General features: G+C 68.9%; 13 protein-coding genes and 1 pseudogene. 7 read left to right on the top strand and 7 right to left on the bottom strand.

Features of this window, described 5'->3' with window-relative positions:
* The first annotated feature begins 46 nt into the window (after nucleotides 1-46).
* From ACFW3L_RS02680 to ACFW3L_RS02670, 3 genes are read left to right on the top strand one after another with little or no spacing between them, the layout of a single operon-like run.
* Complete coding sequence (locus tag ACFW3L_RS02680; protein ID WP_378735581.1) at nucleotides 47-1657, top strand: DEAD/DEAH box helicase family protein; 1611 nt, start codon at nucleotides 47-49, stop codon at nucleotides 1655-1657.
* Nucleotides 1654-2259 carry a hypothetical protein gene (locus ACFW3L_RS02675; RefSeq protein WP_378735579.1) on the top strand — a complete coding sequence of 202 codons (606 nt, stop codon included), beginning with the start codon at nucleotides 1654-1656 and terminating at the stop codon, nucleotides 2257-2259. The genes ACFW3L_RS02680 and ACFW3L_RS02675 overlap by 4 nt, the downstream gene beginning before the upstream one ends.
* A 9-nt stretch (nucleotides 2260-2268) precedes the next feature.
* A complete protein-coding gene (locus ACFW3L_RS02670) occupies nucleotides 2269-3615 on the top strand; it encodes a sigma factor-like helix-turn-helix DNA-binding protein (protein ID WP_378735577.1) in 1347 nt (448 codons plus the stop codon).
* Between the two features lie 830 nt (nucleotides 3616-4445).
* Here the strand turns inward: ACFW3L_RS02670 and ACFW3L_RS02665 are convergent.
* The 4 genes and pseudogenes from ACFW3L_RS02665 to ACFW3L_RS02650 all read right to left on the bottom strand — a co-directional run bounded on the left by ACFW3L_RS02665 (nucleotide 4446) and on the right by ACFW3L_RS02650 (nucleotide 6845).
* A pseudogene (locus tag ACFW3L_RS02665) lies at nucleotides 4446-4653 on the bottom strand (MbtH family protein).
* Nucleotides 4654-5417: 764 nt separating this feature from the next.
* On the bottom strand, nucleotides 5418-5609 hold the full coding sequence (locus ACFW3L_RS02660) for a hypothetical protein (protein ID WP_378735575.1): 192 nt from the start codon (nucleotides 5607-5609) through the stop codon (nucleotides 5418-5420).
* A complete protein-coding gene (locus tag ACFW3L_RS02655) occupies nucleotides 5606-6139 on the bottom strand; it encodes a Clp protease N-terminal domain-containing protein (protein WP_378735573.1) in 534 nt (177 codons plus the stop codon). The genes ACFW3L_RS02660 and ACFW3L_RS02655 overlap by 4 nt, the downstream gene beginning before the upstream one ends.
* A gap of 142 nt (nucleotides 6140-6281) precedes the next feature.
* A complete protein-coding gene (locus tag ACFW3L_RS02650) occupies nucleotides 6282-6845 on the bottom strand; it encodes a TetR/AcrR family transcriptional regulator (protein ID WP_378735571.1) in 564 nt (187 codons plus the stop codon).
* 105 nt (nucleotides 6846-6950) lie between these two features.
* Here ACFW3L_RS02650 and ACFW3L_RS02645 point away from each other — a divergent pair, with 105 nt between their 5' ends.
* Nucleotides 6951-8153: an MFS transporter gene (locus ACFW3L_RS02645; RefSeq protein ID WP_378735569.1), complete on the top strand. Its 1203-nt coding sequence runs from the start codon at nucleotides 6951-6953 to the stop codon at nucleotides 8151-8153.
* Nucleotides 8154-8289: 136 nt separating this feature from the next.
* Here the strand turns inward: ACFW3L_RS02645 and ACFW3L_RS02640 are convergent, their stop codons facing one another.
* Nucleotides 8290-8757 carry a MarR family winged helix-turn-helix transcriptional regulator gene (locus ACFW3L_RS02640; RefSeq protein WP_378735567.1) on the bottom strand — a complete coding sequence of 156 codons (468 nt, stop codon included), beginning with the start codon at nucleotides 8755-8757 and terminating at the stop codon, nucleotides 8290-8292.
* Between the two features lie 78 nt (nucleotides 8758-8835).
* The gene (locus ACFW3L_RS02635) at nucleotides 8836-9765 is read right to left on the bottom strand and encodes a DUF5996 family protein (RefSeq protein WP_378735565.1); all 930 of its coding nucleotides are present in this window, start codon (nucleotides 9763-9765) and stop codon (nucleotides 8836-8838) included.
* 138 nt (nucleotides 9766-9903) lie between these two features.
* Between ACFW3L_RS02635 and ACFW3L_RS02630 the strand changes: the two genes are divergently transcribed.
* On the top strand, nucleotides 9904-10548 hold the full coding sequence (locus ACFW3L_RS02630; protein WP_378735563.1) for a hydrolase: 645 nt from the start codon (nucleotides 9904-9906) through the stop codon (nucleotides 10546-10548).
* Between the two features lie 14 nt (nucleotides 10549-10562).
* Nucleotides 10563-10871 (top strand): GNAT family N-acetyltransferase, encoded by a 309-nt coding sequence (locus ACFW3L_RS02625; protein WP_378735561.1) that lies wholly within the window; start codon nucleotides 10563-10565, stop codon nucleotides 10869-10871.
* 230 nt (nucleotides 10872-11101) lie between these two features.
* Here ACFW3L_RS02625 and ACFW3L_RS02620 read toward each other — a convergent pair whose 3' ends face one another.
* The gene (locus tag ACFW3L_RS02620) at nucleotides 11102-11674 is read right to left on the bottom strand and encodes a TetR/AcrR family transcriptional regulator (protein WP_378735559.1); all 573 of its coding nucleotides are present in this window, start codon (nucleotides 11672-11674) and stop codon (nucleotides 11102-11104) included.
* 84 nt (nucleotides 11675-11758) lie between these two features.
* Between ACFW3L_RS02620 and ACFW3L_RS02615 the strand changes: the two genes are divergently transcribed.
* Entirely contained in the window at nucleotides 11759-12706 is a 948-nt protein-coding gene (locus ACFW3L_RS02615; RefSeq protein ID WP_378735557.1) for an SDR family NAD(P)-dependent oxidoreductase, read from the top strand.
* Nucleotides 12707-12787: the final 81 nt, after the last annotated feature.

Genomic DNA, 12787 nt, shown 5'->3' with positions numbered 1-12787 from the left:
CGCGTTTCTGACAGCGTCCGAACTCCGGGACGGTGGCCCCGAGGGGATGACGAAGGCGCTCGAACGCACCTTGTGGCACCTGGGGTTTCAGGATGTCCGCGTCATCGACGGAGCCCATGATCACGGCGCTGACCTGCTCGCGGTGCGCGATCGCGAGCAGTGGGTGTTCCAGAGCAAATGGAAGTCTCACGGGGCGGCTAGCCATGCGGGCGTCGACGATCTCGAACGCGCTCGGATCCACTACCGTGCTGACAAGGCCGTCTTGGCGACTAACACTGACATCACTTCGGCCGCCCATGGGCGTCTACGAGCGTTGTCGGGGATCGGGCTCGACATCGCCCTCTGGCATGGGGCCACCTTGGACGCTATCGGTCGAAGGATGCCGGATCGTGTGCCCTCGCCCCTCACTCTGCGCCCGTATCAGGAACAGGCAGTGAGCGCGGTCGAGCGTGATCTAGCCACCGAGGGTACGGCTCTACTAGTACTGGCCACGGGTTTGGGCAAGACGGTCGTCGGTGGAGAGGTCATCGGGAACCTTCTCCGCGCGCGTCCGGGCGCTCGTGTCCTGGTCGTCGCACACATGCGCGACTTGGTCAGCCAACTAGAGAAGGCACTGTGGAAGCACCTCCCGAAGAACGTGCCCACTCGGCTTCTCACCGGTGAGAACAGCCCGCGCACCCTCGACGGTGTCGTCGTCGCGACCGTCGAATCGGCCCTCTCCGCAGTACGAGCCGGTTACGAACCCGACCTGATCATGATCGACGAGACCCATCACGTGGCCGAGACCGGCAGGTTTGCGGAACTTCTGGATCTGTGTGGGACTGCGGGACGGTTCGGTGTCACCGCGACACCTTGGCGCGGCGACAAATTCGACATCACCGCAAGATTCGGTTACCCCAGCTTCAAGATGGGTATCGCCGAGGGAATGGCCGCGGGATTTCTGTCATCTGTCGATTACAAATTGTACGCGGACGGTGTTGACTGGGAGACGGTCCGAGACATCAGCCATAATGACTACTCCATCAAGGATCTCAACCGGCGACTCTTCTTGCCGCAGAGAGACCAGGAGATCGTCGAACATCTACGGTCGGCTTGGCGAGAGACCATCGGTCCACGCGCTATCGTGTTCTGCCAAACCATCGAGCACGCGGAGCACATGGCCGAACTTCTCTCAGTCTCCGACCCAACCTGGAGCAAGGCATCCCACCTACACAGCGGTCTTCCCAAGCGTCACCGAGAGATCCTCCTCAATGAGTTTCGCCTCGGCCGTGTGCCGATGATTACCTGCGTGGACGTCTTCAACGAGGGAGTCGATGTACCCGACGTCAATCTGATCGCCTTCTTGCGTGTAACCCACAGTCGTAGGATTTTCGTACAGCAGCTCGGCAGAGGCCTACGACTGAGCTCTGGCAAGAAAGCCTTGAAGGTTCTAGATTTCGTGACGGACATCCGGCGTGCCGCGGCGGTGCTGGACTTGCGCCGAACCCTGGAAGCCCAAGAGACAGAACACCTCGAACTCCCACACGTCTCAAGGATCGAGTTCCAAGACGAGACGATCGGTTCCCTGATGGACATGTGGATTCGGGACGCCGCCGACCTCGAGACCAGGGCGGACGAGGTCCGCCTCCAGTTCCCCCTACCGAAAGGAATCCTATGACCGATTACAAGATCCCGGCCGCTGTCGAGGAGGACGTGGTCACTCGGATCTACGCCCAGGCCGACGAGGCGCGATGGCAGCACCTCCAGGACGCGGACCGTACTCGCCTTTACCGAGAGTGGACGGAGGATTCGGAGATCGGTGGTCGGCTCCTCGGCTTCGTCGGACAACGGTCGAACATCCGCCCGTGGTTGAAGGACTGCCCCATGAAGGAGTACGAGAGGGCCCGGCGTGGTGAGGGGAAGTATGCCAAGTATGTCTCACGTCCAGCGGCGACCCTCGAGGAGATGGTCAAGACGGTCGTCGGTGCCGAATGGCAGGTCGTCCCGGGCACCTCTCGGCAGAAGCCCATGCGCGCGAGGATCCGAGAGGTTGGATCGGAGGACGAGGAACGGCACTTCGTCGTCGGTCAGTTGACCCCTGGAAACCTCAAGCATCTCCTCTGGCCCGCGATCATCGACCGTTCCTCTGGGCCGTCTTGGCCGTGGACCATCTGCATCGTCGATCCGTTTCGCGCGCCGGTGACTCCCGAGCAGAAGGACTCCCACCGACGCCTGGCCGATTTCCTCGGTGTCCAGATCGTCTACTTCACCGAGATGTAGGGACGCGCGATGGGAAAGAGCGAGAATGATATCGAAGAGTGGGTGGGAGAACTCCTCGACCAGCGCGAACGGGATATCGTCACCGCCCGCGCCGAAGGACGAACCCTGGATGAGGTCGGATCGAACCTGGGCTTGAGCCGTGAGCGCGTACGCCAGCTGCAACGACGATCGCGTGGACTCCTCGCGGAGAGGGCGGACATCGCCCGTGAGGGCTGGAAGAGGACGCTCCACGAAGTGGGCTCGGGCCTGGCCACTCCGCGAAGAGTCTTCGCCGCCGCGCTAGGGCTGGCCGATCATGCCGCTCTGGACGAGCTTCTCGTCGCCGCAGGGTTGAGCCGCCCACGCACGTGGGCGGGACCCCTTGGCGGCTGGTGGAGTGTCACCCCCGAAGCACTGGGGGTTGGTTTGCGCCGCCTCACAACTTCCGCTCCGTTCCGCGGTGACGAACTCGACCTCGAGGCTGATCGGGCGGGCCTACCCAGAGATCTGCCGCTCACCGCATTACTGACCCACCCTGACTCGCGCCTGGCCCTGAGTGTCGATAGGCACTGGGTTCGCCGCAGGGCCCGGGGGCGTGATGCCGCGTATCTGTGGCTATTGGAGGTAGGACGTCCCTGTCGGTTGGAAGAGATGCTGGCGTCTATGGACGCGGTCAACATGGCCGCGGCTCGGGAAGCGCTACGCCGGGACGAGCGCTTCCGGCAGATCCGCCCTGAGGGAACTTGGGCCCTGGCTGAGTGGACCCACCTACGCTCTTCTCCTTACACGACCGCGCTGGAGGCGATGGTCTCGGTCGTCGCCGAGACCGGTCCTCTCACACGAACACAGCTCTTCGCTCGAGTCACGGAACTGTACCCCGTCACTCCATGGCGCTTGAAGCAGTGCCTACTGAGTGACCAGTTGGGGGAGACCCCGTCAGGTCACATCGACCTCGCCTCCCGCGGCGCCCGTCCCATCGAGAGGGAGGAACCCCTCAAACCCGAGACCATCGCCTCCAAAGGTCAGGTCCTCGGTGCGCGTATTCCGGTCACTCGGGACATCGTCCGTGGCAGTGGTGTCACCGTGCACCCCTGGTTGACCTGGAGGCTCGGGTTACGCCACGCTCCCACGACTCGCACGTTCTCAATGCCCGACGGGCAACCACCATTGACCGTGCTGTATGGCACCAGCAATTCCCAACTCTCCAGTCTTCGGCTACACACGCTCGCGCTCGATGTCATCGACGGGTGCGAACTCGTGGTGCTGTTCCGGATGGACGACGACACGGCGCGAGTCACTCACGGATGCGCCCCGGACGAATGTCCCGGGCGGAGGGGGACTACGCCTGCCCCCTCGGCCTCGCACCTCTGGCAGTAACGCCGTTAAGGACGCCCCCTGGAAGCGGGTAGAGACGAGATATTCCAGGGGGTCTTCTTCCTGTACCTGTGAGAAAGCGATGAACGTGGAGTTCGTGGCCGCATCTCCGGAAGGTTCTCGGGTTTGGGTTCCGCGAGGACCCGGGCGGTGCGTAGCCCGGGGCGGCTACCGCGAGTGAAGAACGAGAGCAGCGCGGTGACGACGTAGTTCCTGCCCATCCCCAGCGTCGCGATGATCACCCCACCGAGCGCGGGTGCCAGGACCGAGCCGAGTTCGCCGTTGAGGGCGGGCAGGGCACCGGCCGCGGGCAGTCTGTCACGTGGGACGAATCCGGGGGCAGCGGCCTGGCAACGACGGCGCTGAACGAACCGAGGAAGCCGTTGAAGGCGGCGACCGCGTAGATCCACTCAGAGCCAGGGTTGGGCGGGCCCGAGGGTATTGACAGCCAGGACCCCGAAGCCGGCGACGGCGGAGGACCGGCCGACGACGATGAGGCGGTGCCGGTCGGCCCCTGTCCGCGAGCATCCCGCCGACCAGGGTACCCGTGAGGACGCTCACCGCCGAGGTGGTGTAGACAGTGGCCACGAGCAGAGAGGACCCGGTGAGCTCGTAGCCTACGTGGGCAGGACTACTGCGGTGAACCCCGGCCCGAAGATGGAGACGAGTCGGGCGACGAAGCGATCCTGAACTCTCGGCTCAGGCGCAGGGGGCTAGTGTCGACCATCAGCTGGGAGAGCTTCACGGATGGGTCGAGCGGTGGACCGCTCTCGGGTGTGCCGCTGTTCGGGAGGCGGTGGGCCCCTCTTCCGGGTGAGGGGCTCACCGCGCCCTCAGGCGAGCGCCTCGCGGAGGCTGCGGGGACGCAAGTCGGTCCAGTGCGCGTTGACGTGGCTGAGCGCCTCACCTCGGGAGACGGGTCCCGTGGACGAGGGTCCAGCCTGCGGGGACCTGGGCTAACCCGGGCCACAGCGAGTACTGGTCCTCGTCGTTGACGAGGACGAGGAAGGTGCCTTCGGTGTCGTCGAAGGGGTTGGTCATGGTCGCTCCTTCATTGGGGTCGCGTGACACGGACGGGGGTCTAGAGGGTCTCCAGGACCCGTTCGATCTGGTCGAGGACGTCGTTGCCCTGGGCCCAGGTGCGCGCGGCGCCGTAGCGCAGCGAGTGGACCCGCTCCTCCTCGACGGCGGGGAGGCGCTGCCAGAGGTCCTGTGCCAGGAGGTCCGCAGTGAAGGGGGCGGTCTCGTAGAAGATGCGTCGGTGTCCTGGAGCTTGTCGATGTTCTCCTGGGACTGCCAGGCGGCGAAGTCCGTCCCGGCCTCAGTGGCGGCGGTCGCCTCCGTGCCGAGTCCGTCGAGGATGTGGGCGCCCCAGGTATTGGTGTTGGTGACGGCGAATTCGTTGTCGGCCCCGAAGACCACCGCAAAGGTGTGGTCGCTGAGCTGGTCGGCGTAGGTCTCGCTGATCTAGGTGACGCGTTCCTCGTAGCGGTCGCGCTCGGCCCGGGCAGGCTCGCCGTCCCCGACGACTTCGGCGAGCCTAAGGCTCATGTCGCGGAGTTCGTGTCCGGCACCCTCGAAGTCGAACAGGACGGTGGGGCGCGATCTCGGAGGGTCGCGACCTGTGGAGGGCGAGACGGTGGAGAAGAACGAGTCTCCTGGCCGGTACGCCGCCAGGAGTTCACCCGCTGTGGCCGCAGGTGCGGCGGGGCGCCGCCCTTCGCGTGTGGCGTCAGTTCTTCAGCCCTTCCCCACACCGGCTCGGGCTCGATCCGGGGACCCCCGAGAACCCGGGACCCCGCCCCTCAACGCCGCCGGAGCACCAGGAGGTAGATCAGGACCGAGACCCCCATCATCACCCCGCCACCCAGCATGTTCGTCGGGTCCGGATCGCCCGTGAGCGGCGTGGCGGACACCAGGATCAGCAGGCCGCCGAGGAAGAGCAGCACGCAGGCGATCACCAGCTTCAGGCGGCCCTCGGGGTCGAGTCCGCTCACGGGGACTCCGGGGCGGAGTCGGGGGAGGGCGCTTCGGTGGCCGGGTTCGTGACGGGCGGCCCCGGCTCGGCGGCCTCCCGCGTCATGGCGGCGATCAGGTCCTCGACTTCTCCTCGTACCCGTTCGGGTGCGATCCCGAGGTTCCGCAGCAGGCCGGGAACGGTCGCGCGGTCCCGGTAGAGGACCCCGAGGAGCAGGTGTTCCGTGCCCAGGTGGCCGTGCCCGTGCCGGGCCGAGGCGTGGAAGGAGTACCTCAGCGCCGCGCGGGTCTCCCGGGAGAAGGGCAGCCCGTCGTCCACGGGCCGCTTCCTCGCGGGGATGGTCCTGAGGACCTCCGCCTCGGCCGCCTCGTAGCCGACCCCGAGCCCGCCCAGGGCCCGGGCCGCCAGGTCCTCCTCCTCGCGAAGCAGACCGAGCAGCAGGTGCTCGGGGCCCATCCGCCTGTGGTGGAGCCGCGTGCCCTCTTCCTGGGCGTGGACGACCACGCGCTTCGCGGCGTCGGTGAACATGTCGAACACGGGGTCTCGCATCGCTCGGAGGGGGACGTGGGGACCCATCCTCTCGCGTCGGCCCGGAACCGGGGCGGCCGGGCTACTGCTCGGGCTGGGCGTAACCGAGCGCGTCGACACCGAGCGGAGCGATTCGCTTCCGGGGCTCCGCCGCCGCTCACGGTCAGGGCAGGCGGTCGACGAGGGCGTCCACCGCGGCGGCGACCACGACGCGATCGGGGCCGCCCTGCTCGCGCTCGAAGTACCAGTGCATGGACCAGCCCTCCACCAGGGCGTCCAGGGCTCGGCACGCCTGCGGGGAGAAGTGCGCCGACAGGGAACCCCTGCTCACACGCGGCCACTCCCGGGCCGCCGAGCGGACAGCCTCGTTGTGGTTGGCGTACGCGTACATCTCGAAGAGCAGCACGAACTGGTGCGGGGCGGCGTACTCGGTGCCGCAGACGAGGTCCACCACCGCCTCGCGCGCCTCGGCCTGGTCGCGCGCCGCGCCCATCCGCCCCGCGTAGTACTCCGACATGGTCGCGACCAGGTGGAGGAACGCCTGTTCCAGGATCGCCGTGAGGTCGTCGAAGTGGTAGGTCAGCGACCCCAGGGGCACCGAGGCCCGTTCCGCGATCGCACGGTGGGTGGTCCTGTGCACGCCGCGCTCGGCGATCACCTCCAGCGCCCCGGCGATGATGCGTTCCTTGCGCCGAGGGTCGTTGGCCACACGCCTGGCACCAGCCATGATATCCCTCCCCGGGCTCCATTGTGGCGTGCGCCCGGACCTGGTTCTCCCACACCGAAGTGTGTACATTTGTACGCGTTGCCATCGACTCACGGAGGACCCCCGTTGATCACCGCCATGCGGCGTCGGCGCCTCGCGCTGTGCTTCCTCTTCCTCCTGCCCGGGCTGGGGATCTCCTCATGGGTCACCCGCACCCCCGCCATCCGCGACGCCCTGGGCGCCTCCACGGCGGAGATGGGCCTGGTGTTGTTCGGGCTCTCCGCCGGGTCCATGCTCGGCATCCTCGCCTCCGGCCCGCTCGTCGCCAGGCTGGGCGCCCGGCCCGTCATCGTGTTCGGGACCGTCGCGGTGATCGCGAGCATGCCGACCATCGGCCTGGGAGCCGCCCTGTCGTCCGCGCTCCTGGTCGCGTTCGGCCTGTTCCTCTTCGGTCTGGGCATGGGCAGCGGCGAGGTCGCGATGAACGTCGAGGGCGCCGACATCGAGCGGGCCCTGTCCCAGCCGCTGCTGCCGAAGCTGCACGGCTTCTTCAGCCTGGGCACCGTGATCGGCGCGCTCACGGGGATGGTGTTCACCGCGACCGGGTTCTCCGTCGTGTGGCACCTGGTGGCCGTCGGGACCGTGGCCCTGGTGACGGCGAGCGTCACGCTCGGTTCACTGCCTCCCGGAACCGGCCGGAACCCCAGGCGCGCGCCCGAGCAGGCGGCGCGGTCGAAGGCGCCCGCCCTCTGGAAGGACACCCGCCTGGTGCTGATCGGCGTCATCGTGCTCGCGATGGCCCTGGCCGAGGGCACGGCCAACGACTGGTTGCCGCTGGTCATGGTCGACGGACACGGTTTCGACCAGACCTCGGGGTCGATGGTCTACGCCGTCTTCGCGGCGTCCATGACGGTCGGCCGCTTCGCCGGGGGATACTTCCTGGCACGCTTCGGCCGTGCGAGGGTGCTCGCGGCCAGCGCGGTGGCGGGCGTGGTCGGCATGGGCCTGGTGGCCGGGGTCGATAGCCAGGCGACCGCCGCCGCGGCCGTGGTCCTGTGGGGGCTCGGCGCCTCACTGGGGTTCCCCGTGGCCCTGTCCGCGGCCGGGGACTCCGGCCCCGACTCGGCCGCACGGGTGTCCCTGGTGGCGACGGTGGGCTACGTCGCGTTCCTGGTCGGACCGCCCGTGCTCGGCTTCCTGGGTGAGGAGTTCGGCCTGCGCGGGGCCCTGGTCGTACCGCTGCTCTTCGTGGCACTGGCGGGTGGCCTCAGTTCCGCCGCCCGCCCGCGCACCACCGTGAGCAGGATCCGCGACACGGACCCGGTGTGAGCCCCGTCCGGTCTCCCCGGGCCGACCGACACGCGCTCGCGGGCCCTCGTCGCCATGGACCCACAGGCGAACCCGTCACCCGGCTCCGAGGCGCGGGCCCTGCCGACACCCCTCGGCGCGAACACGCGGCGCACGCTCAGTCGGGCTGCTTCTCCATGTGGTCCGAGACGCGCTGGCTGAGCCGGGCGAACGTGCTGAGCTGGTTCGGAGTGAGGGCGTCGACGAACAGACGGCGCACGTGCTCGACGTGGAGGGGCGCCGCCTCCTCGATCGCCGCGTGACCGGCCGGGGTCACGACGATGAACGCTCCGCGAGCGTCGTCGGGGCACTCCTCCCTGGCCACCAGACCACGCTTCGTCATCCGCCTCACCTGGTGGGAGATGCGGCTCTTCTCCCAGTTCAGGAGTTTGGCCAGTTCCAGGAAACGCATCTTCCCGTCACTGGTGCCGGTGAGGTTGACGAGGATCATGTAGTCGGAGGCGGACATCCCGGAGTCGGCCTGGAGGAGACGGGAGAGTCGCCCGATGAGCGTCTCCTGCATGTGAATGAAGCCGTCCCACGCGGCCTTCTCCTCCGCGTCCAGCCAACGTGGTGTCTCGTCCATGGACGCAGCGTAACAAGGAAGTTGACGTCTCACCCACCTGCGGGCGGCGGAGGAGTGGCCCTCCGCCGCCCGGTCTGTTCAGGCCCCGGCCCACCGGAGGGGGTCGTCCTCCAGGGCGGCCCGGTCCCAGCGCCCGGGGTTCGCGGCGGCCTCGTAGGTGGTGCGGAGGAACTCGGCGACCGCCCGGTCGGGGTCGGGGGCGGCCCGGGCCACCTCGTAGGGCAGCAGGAACTGCTGGAACTCGGCGCTGTAGTAGGCGCCCTCGGGGCCGACCGGCTGGTCGGCGAAGCCCTCGGGGGCGGGGTAGGCGTACGAGTAGAAGGCGCCCTCCTCGCCGCCACCGGGCCAGAACCCGCAGCTGGACAGTTCCCGGGAGTAGCCCTCGACCATGACCCAGTCCCCGCAGTTGGGGGCCCCGCCCGGGTGCGGGGGAGCCGACCGGCCGGAGAAGCGGGTGCAGGCGAGATCCATCCCTCCCCAGAAGAAGTGCACCGGGCTGACCTTCCCGACGAAGTGCGACCGGAACTCACCGATCACCCGGTTCGCCTGGAGGAGCTGACGCCAGAAGAGGGTGGCCGCCTCGGCGTCGTAGGAGGCGTGCTCGTGGTCCTCGGCGAAGGGGATCGCCGGGTCGACCTCGTTGGGACGCGGCCGGATCGGCGCCTCGATCCCGAGCCGTCCGAGCACGTCCAGGATCCGGGCGTAGAACTCGGCGACCGTCATCGGACGCAGCGGGAAGCCCCCCGTCCCGCCGTCGCTGCCGCGGACCTCCAGCCGGTGGCCGACGAGGTCGAACTCGATTTCGAAGGCCCCGTCGCCGTACGGGACCGCCGACGTCGTCAGTCCGCGCGGGCTGACGTAGAAGGTCACCTGCCACCAGTGGTTGACCAGGGGAGCGTGGGCCATGCGGATCTTGCCCACGATCTGGGTCCACATGTGCAGGGTGTCCCGGGTGGGGGTCCAGTCCGACACCCGCAGGGCGGGCCAGTTCCGTGATGTGAGGGTCATCGTCTCTCGCTTCCGTCGCGACACCACCGGAGGTTGGTGCACCAACCTCCTGGTCGAGGATCATAGTTGACGCATCAACCAATGCTGCTAATTTGGATGACGCATCAACTACACACCCATCGTGGAGAGGGACCCCCCGTGAGCACCACCCCCAAGAACGGGCTCCAGGCACTGCTGACCCCGGAGGAGAGCGTTCTCCTCCTGATCGACCACCAGCCGTTCCAGTTCGCCAACCTGAACAGCCACGAGCCGTCGATGGTCGTCAACAACGCCGTCGCCCTGGGCAGGGCCGCCAGGGCGTTCGACGTCCCGACCGTCCTGACCACCGTGCTGGAGGAGCGCGGCGGACACCTCATCCAGGGGCTGCGGGACGTGTTCCCGGAGCAGAAGCCGATCGACCGCACCTTCATCAACACCTGGCAGGACGAGCGCGTCGTCGACGCGGTGAAGGCGACCGGCCGGAAGAAGCTGGTCGTCGCCGGTCTCTGGACGGAGATCTGCGTGGCGATGCCCGCGATCCAGGCGGCGGGCGAGGGCTACGAGGTCTTCGCGGTCACCGACGCGTCCGGCGGTGCCTCGGCGGAGGCCCACGACATGGCCGTGCGGCGGATGGTCCAGGCCGGCGTGGTGCCGATCACCTGGCTGGCGGTGGCGGGCGAGTGGCAGCGCGACTGGGCCCGTGAGGAGACCGTGTCGGCCATGACCGGGGTCCTGGAGCAGCACGGTGGTGCCACCGGTGTCGCCTTCGCCTGGGAGACGCAGCTGTTGAACTCCCGCGCCTGACACAAGGAGGACCCATGGCGGTCGAAGTGAACGACGTCCCCGAAGCGAAGCGCTACGAGGCCCGCGTCGACGGAGAAACGAAGGTCGCGGGCATCGCGGGGTACATCCGCACGGCGGAGCTCGTCGCGTTCGTGCACACCGAGGTGGCCCCGGAGTACGAAGGTCGTGGGGTCGGGTCCGCGCTGGTCCGCGCCGCGCTCGACGAGGCCCGCTCCGCGCGCCTGCGGGTGCTGGCGACCTGCCCCTTCTTCGCGGGGTGGATCGCGCGTCACCCCGAGTACCAGGACCTGCTCTACCAGTCCCGGAGCCGGGTCAGCGACTGAGCCGCACCGCACCGGAAGCCGCCCGAACCGCCTGCACGGTCCGGGCGGCCTCCGCCGTCCGGTCCGGCGCCAGCGACCCCACCGACCGGGGCGCCTGAGGAGCGACGGGGACCGCACGGCCCGCCGTCGAAGGCTCGGACCCCTTCCCTCACACGTCCGCCGATCCACCGGAGCGACGGCCGTTCGTCGCTGCCGCGTCCGGAAGCGGGCCCCGGCGCGCGGACGGAGCCTCAGCGCGTGGACGTCGCCCCGGTGGCGGGCGAGGCGGTCGGCCGCAGACCCGCGACGAGGGTGTCCACGAAGACGTCGCGGTCCTCCGGGCCCCCCAGCCGGATGGCGTGCTCGATCCCGCAGACCAGACGCTCGACCTGGGCCGTGGTCAGGTCCCCGCGGAGCGCACCGCTCCCCTGCGCCCTCTGGAGAAGCCCCTCGAGCTCCCCGAAGATCGAGGCCTTGAGCGCCGCCACCTCCTCGCTCACGTCCTCGTTGGCGAGGAGGACCGCCTGGAGACCGCCCGCCTCCAGGTGCAGGTCGACCACGGCACGCAGGGCCACCTCGAACCCCCGACCCGGATCCGGGTCGGCGCAGGCCTGAGCCGTCAGCGCTCGCAGTCGGCCCAACGTCTCCACGGTGAGCTCCTCGACGAGGGCGTGGGACGTGGGGAAGTGACGGTAGACGGTCCCGACCCCGACCCCCGCCTCACGGGCGATCTCGTTGAGGCGCAGGTCCTTGGGGTCGCTGCGCCGGGCGACCTCCAGGATGCGCTCCCGGCTCCGGGCGGCGTCAGCGCGCAGTGCGTTCATGAGGGCATCCTACTTGAATCGGATAAGCCATCCGTTTGCTGTTACAGTAAGCGGATAGTTCATCCGATTCAAGGGAGAGGCACCATGGACTGGGACACCGAAGTGCTGCCCGAGCAGCACGGACGCACGCTGGTGGTGACGGGGGCGACCGCGGGCATCGGGTACTTCGCGGCGGAACGACTCGCCGCCGCCGGAGCGCACGTCGTGCTCGCGGGGCGCTCGCCCGAACGCCTGCGCACCGCCGAGGCCGCGATCCGCGAGCAGGCACCGGACGCGAACCTGAGCTCGTTGCTCCTGGACCTCGCCGCACCGGCGTCGACGGCCGCGGCCGTCTCGGAGCTCGCGGAGTACGAACGTCTGGACGGACTGCTGCTGAACGGCGGGTCCATGGCGCTGCGCGCCGCCGACCGGACCGCCGACGGCCTGTCGACGCTCCTGGCGACCCACGTACGGGCGAACGTGGGCCTTGTGGCGGGGACGCTCCCGCACCTGGAGCGAACCGCGCGAAGGCACGGCGGAACCGCCAGGATCGTGCACACCTCGACCTCGTTCGTGGATCTGCTGCGCACAGGGGTCCGGGACGTGCGGGCCCGTTCCCGCATCGGTGTGCGCGCCTACACCCGGAGCAAGGCGGTCACGGAGATGTTCGCCTACGAACTCGACCGGCGGCTGCGGGCCTCGGGTGCGCCGGTGGCCTCCCTGGTCTCCCGCCCGGGGGTCGGCGTGGACGCCCGGACACCGCGCCGCCCGGGCATCCGGGACGAGACGGTCCCCTTCCAGCGCAACCCCTACACGTTGTGGGCCCAGGGCAAGGACGCGGCGGCCTGGTCCGCCCTGCGCGCCCTCACCGACCCCGGGGCCCAGGGCGGCGACCTCTACTCCCCCAGCGGCGGTGTGAAGGGGCCGCCGGTCCGCCTGACCCCGAACCCGCTGACCCAGTCGCCCCCTCCGGACACGATGGAGTCGGTGTGGCGCCAGCTGGAGGAGCTCGCCGGGGTCCGGCTGCCGACCGCCGTCCCCGCCCCGGCCTGAGCGGTGGGTCACGACGGGCCGCACCGTCGTGACTCGCGCCGCTCCCGGGGGCGAACGCGCGACGGGGCCCATGAGAACCGG

The sequence above is a fragment of the Nocardiopsis sp. NPDC058789 genome, from assembly GCF_042745575.1.
In the GTDB taxonomy this organism is placed as follows: domain Bacteria; phylum Actinomycetota; class Actinomycetes; order Streptosporangiales; family Streptosporangiaceae; genus Nocardiopsis; species Nocardiopsis eucommiae.
The sequence above is the reverse complement of the archived record's forward strand: the minus strand, read 5'-3'. Positions and strand labels throughout refer to the sequence as shown.

Coding starts and splice junctions, on each gene's coding strand:
- ACFW3L_RS02680 (WP_378735581.1), top strand. CDS start 47: ATGACGAAGGCGCTCGAACGCACCTTGTGGCACCTGGGGTTTCAGGAT.
- ACFW3L_RS02675 (WP_378735579.1), top strand. CDS start 1,654: ATGACCGATTACAAGATCCCGGCCGCTGTCGAGGAGGACGTGGTCACT.
- ACFW3L_RS02670 (WP_378735577.1), top strand. CDS start 2,269: ATGGGAAAGAGCGAGAATGATATCGAAGAGTGGGTGGGAGAACTCCTC.
- ACFW3L_RS02655 (WP_378735573.1), bottom strand. CDS start 6,139: ATGCGAGACCCCGTGTTCGACATGTTCACCGACGCCGCGAAGCGCGTG.
- ACFW3L_RS02650 (WP_378735571.1), bottom strand. CDS start 6,845: ATGGCTGGTGCCAGGCGTGTGGCCAACGACCCTCGGCGCAAGGAACGC.
- ACFW3L_RS02640 (WP_378735567.1), bottom strand. CDS start 8,757: ATGGACGAGACACCACGTTGGCTGGACGCGGAGGAGAAGGCCGCGTGG.
- ACFW3L_RS02635 (WP_378735565.1), bottom strand. CDS start 9,765: ATGACCCTCACATCACGGAACTGGCCCGCCCTGCGGGTGTCGGACTGG.
- ACFW3L_RS02625 (WP_378735561.1), top strand. CDS start 10,563: ATGGCGGTCGAAGTGAACGACGTCCCCGAAGCGAAGCGCTACGAGGCC.
- ACFW3L_RS02620 (WP_378735559.1), bottom strand. CDS start 11,674: ATGAACGCACTGCGCGCTGACGCCGCCCGGAGCCGGGAGCGCATCCTG.
- ACFW3L_RS02615 (WP_378735557.1), top strand. CDS start 11,759: ATGGACTGGGACACCGAAGTGCTGCCCGAGCAGCACGGACGCACGCTG.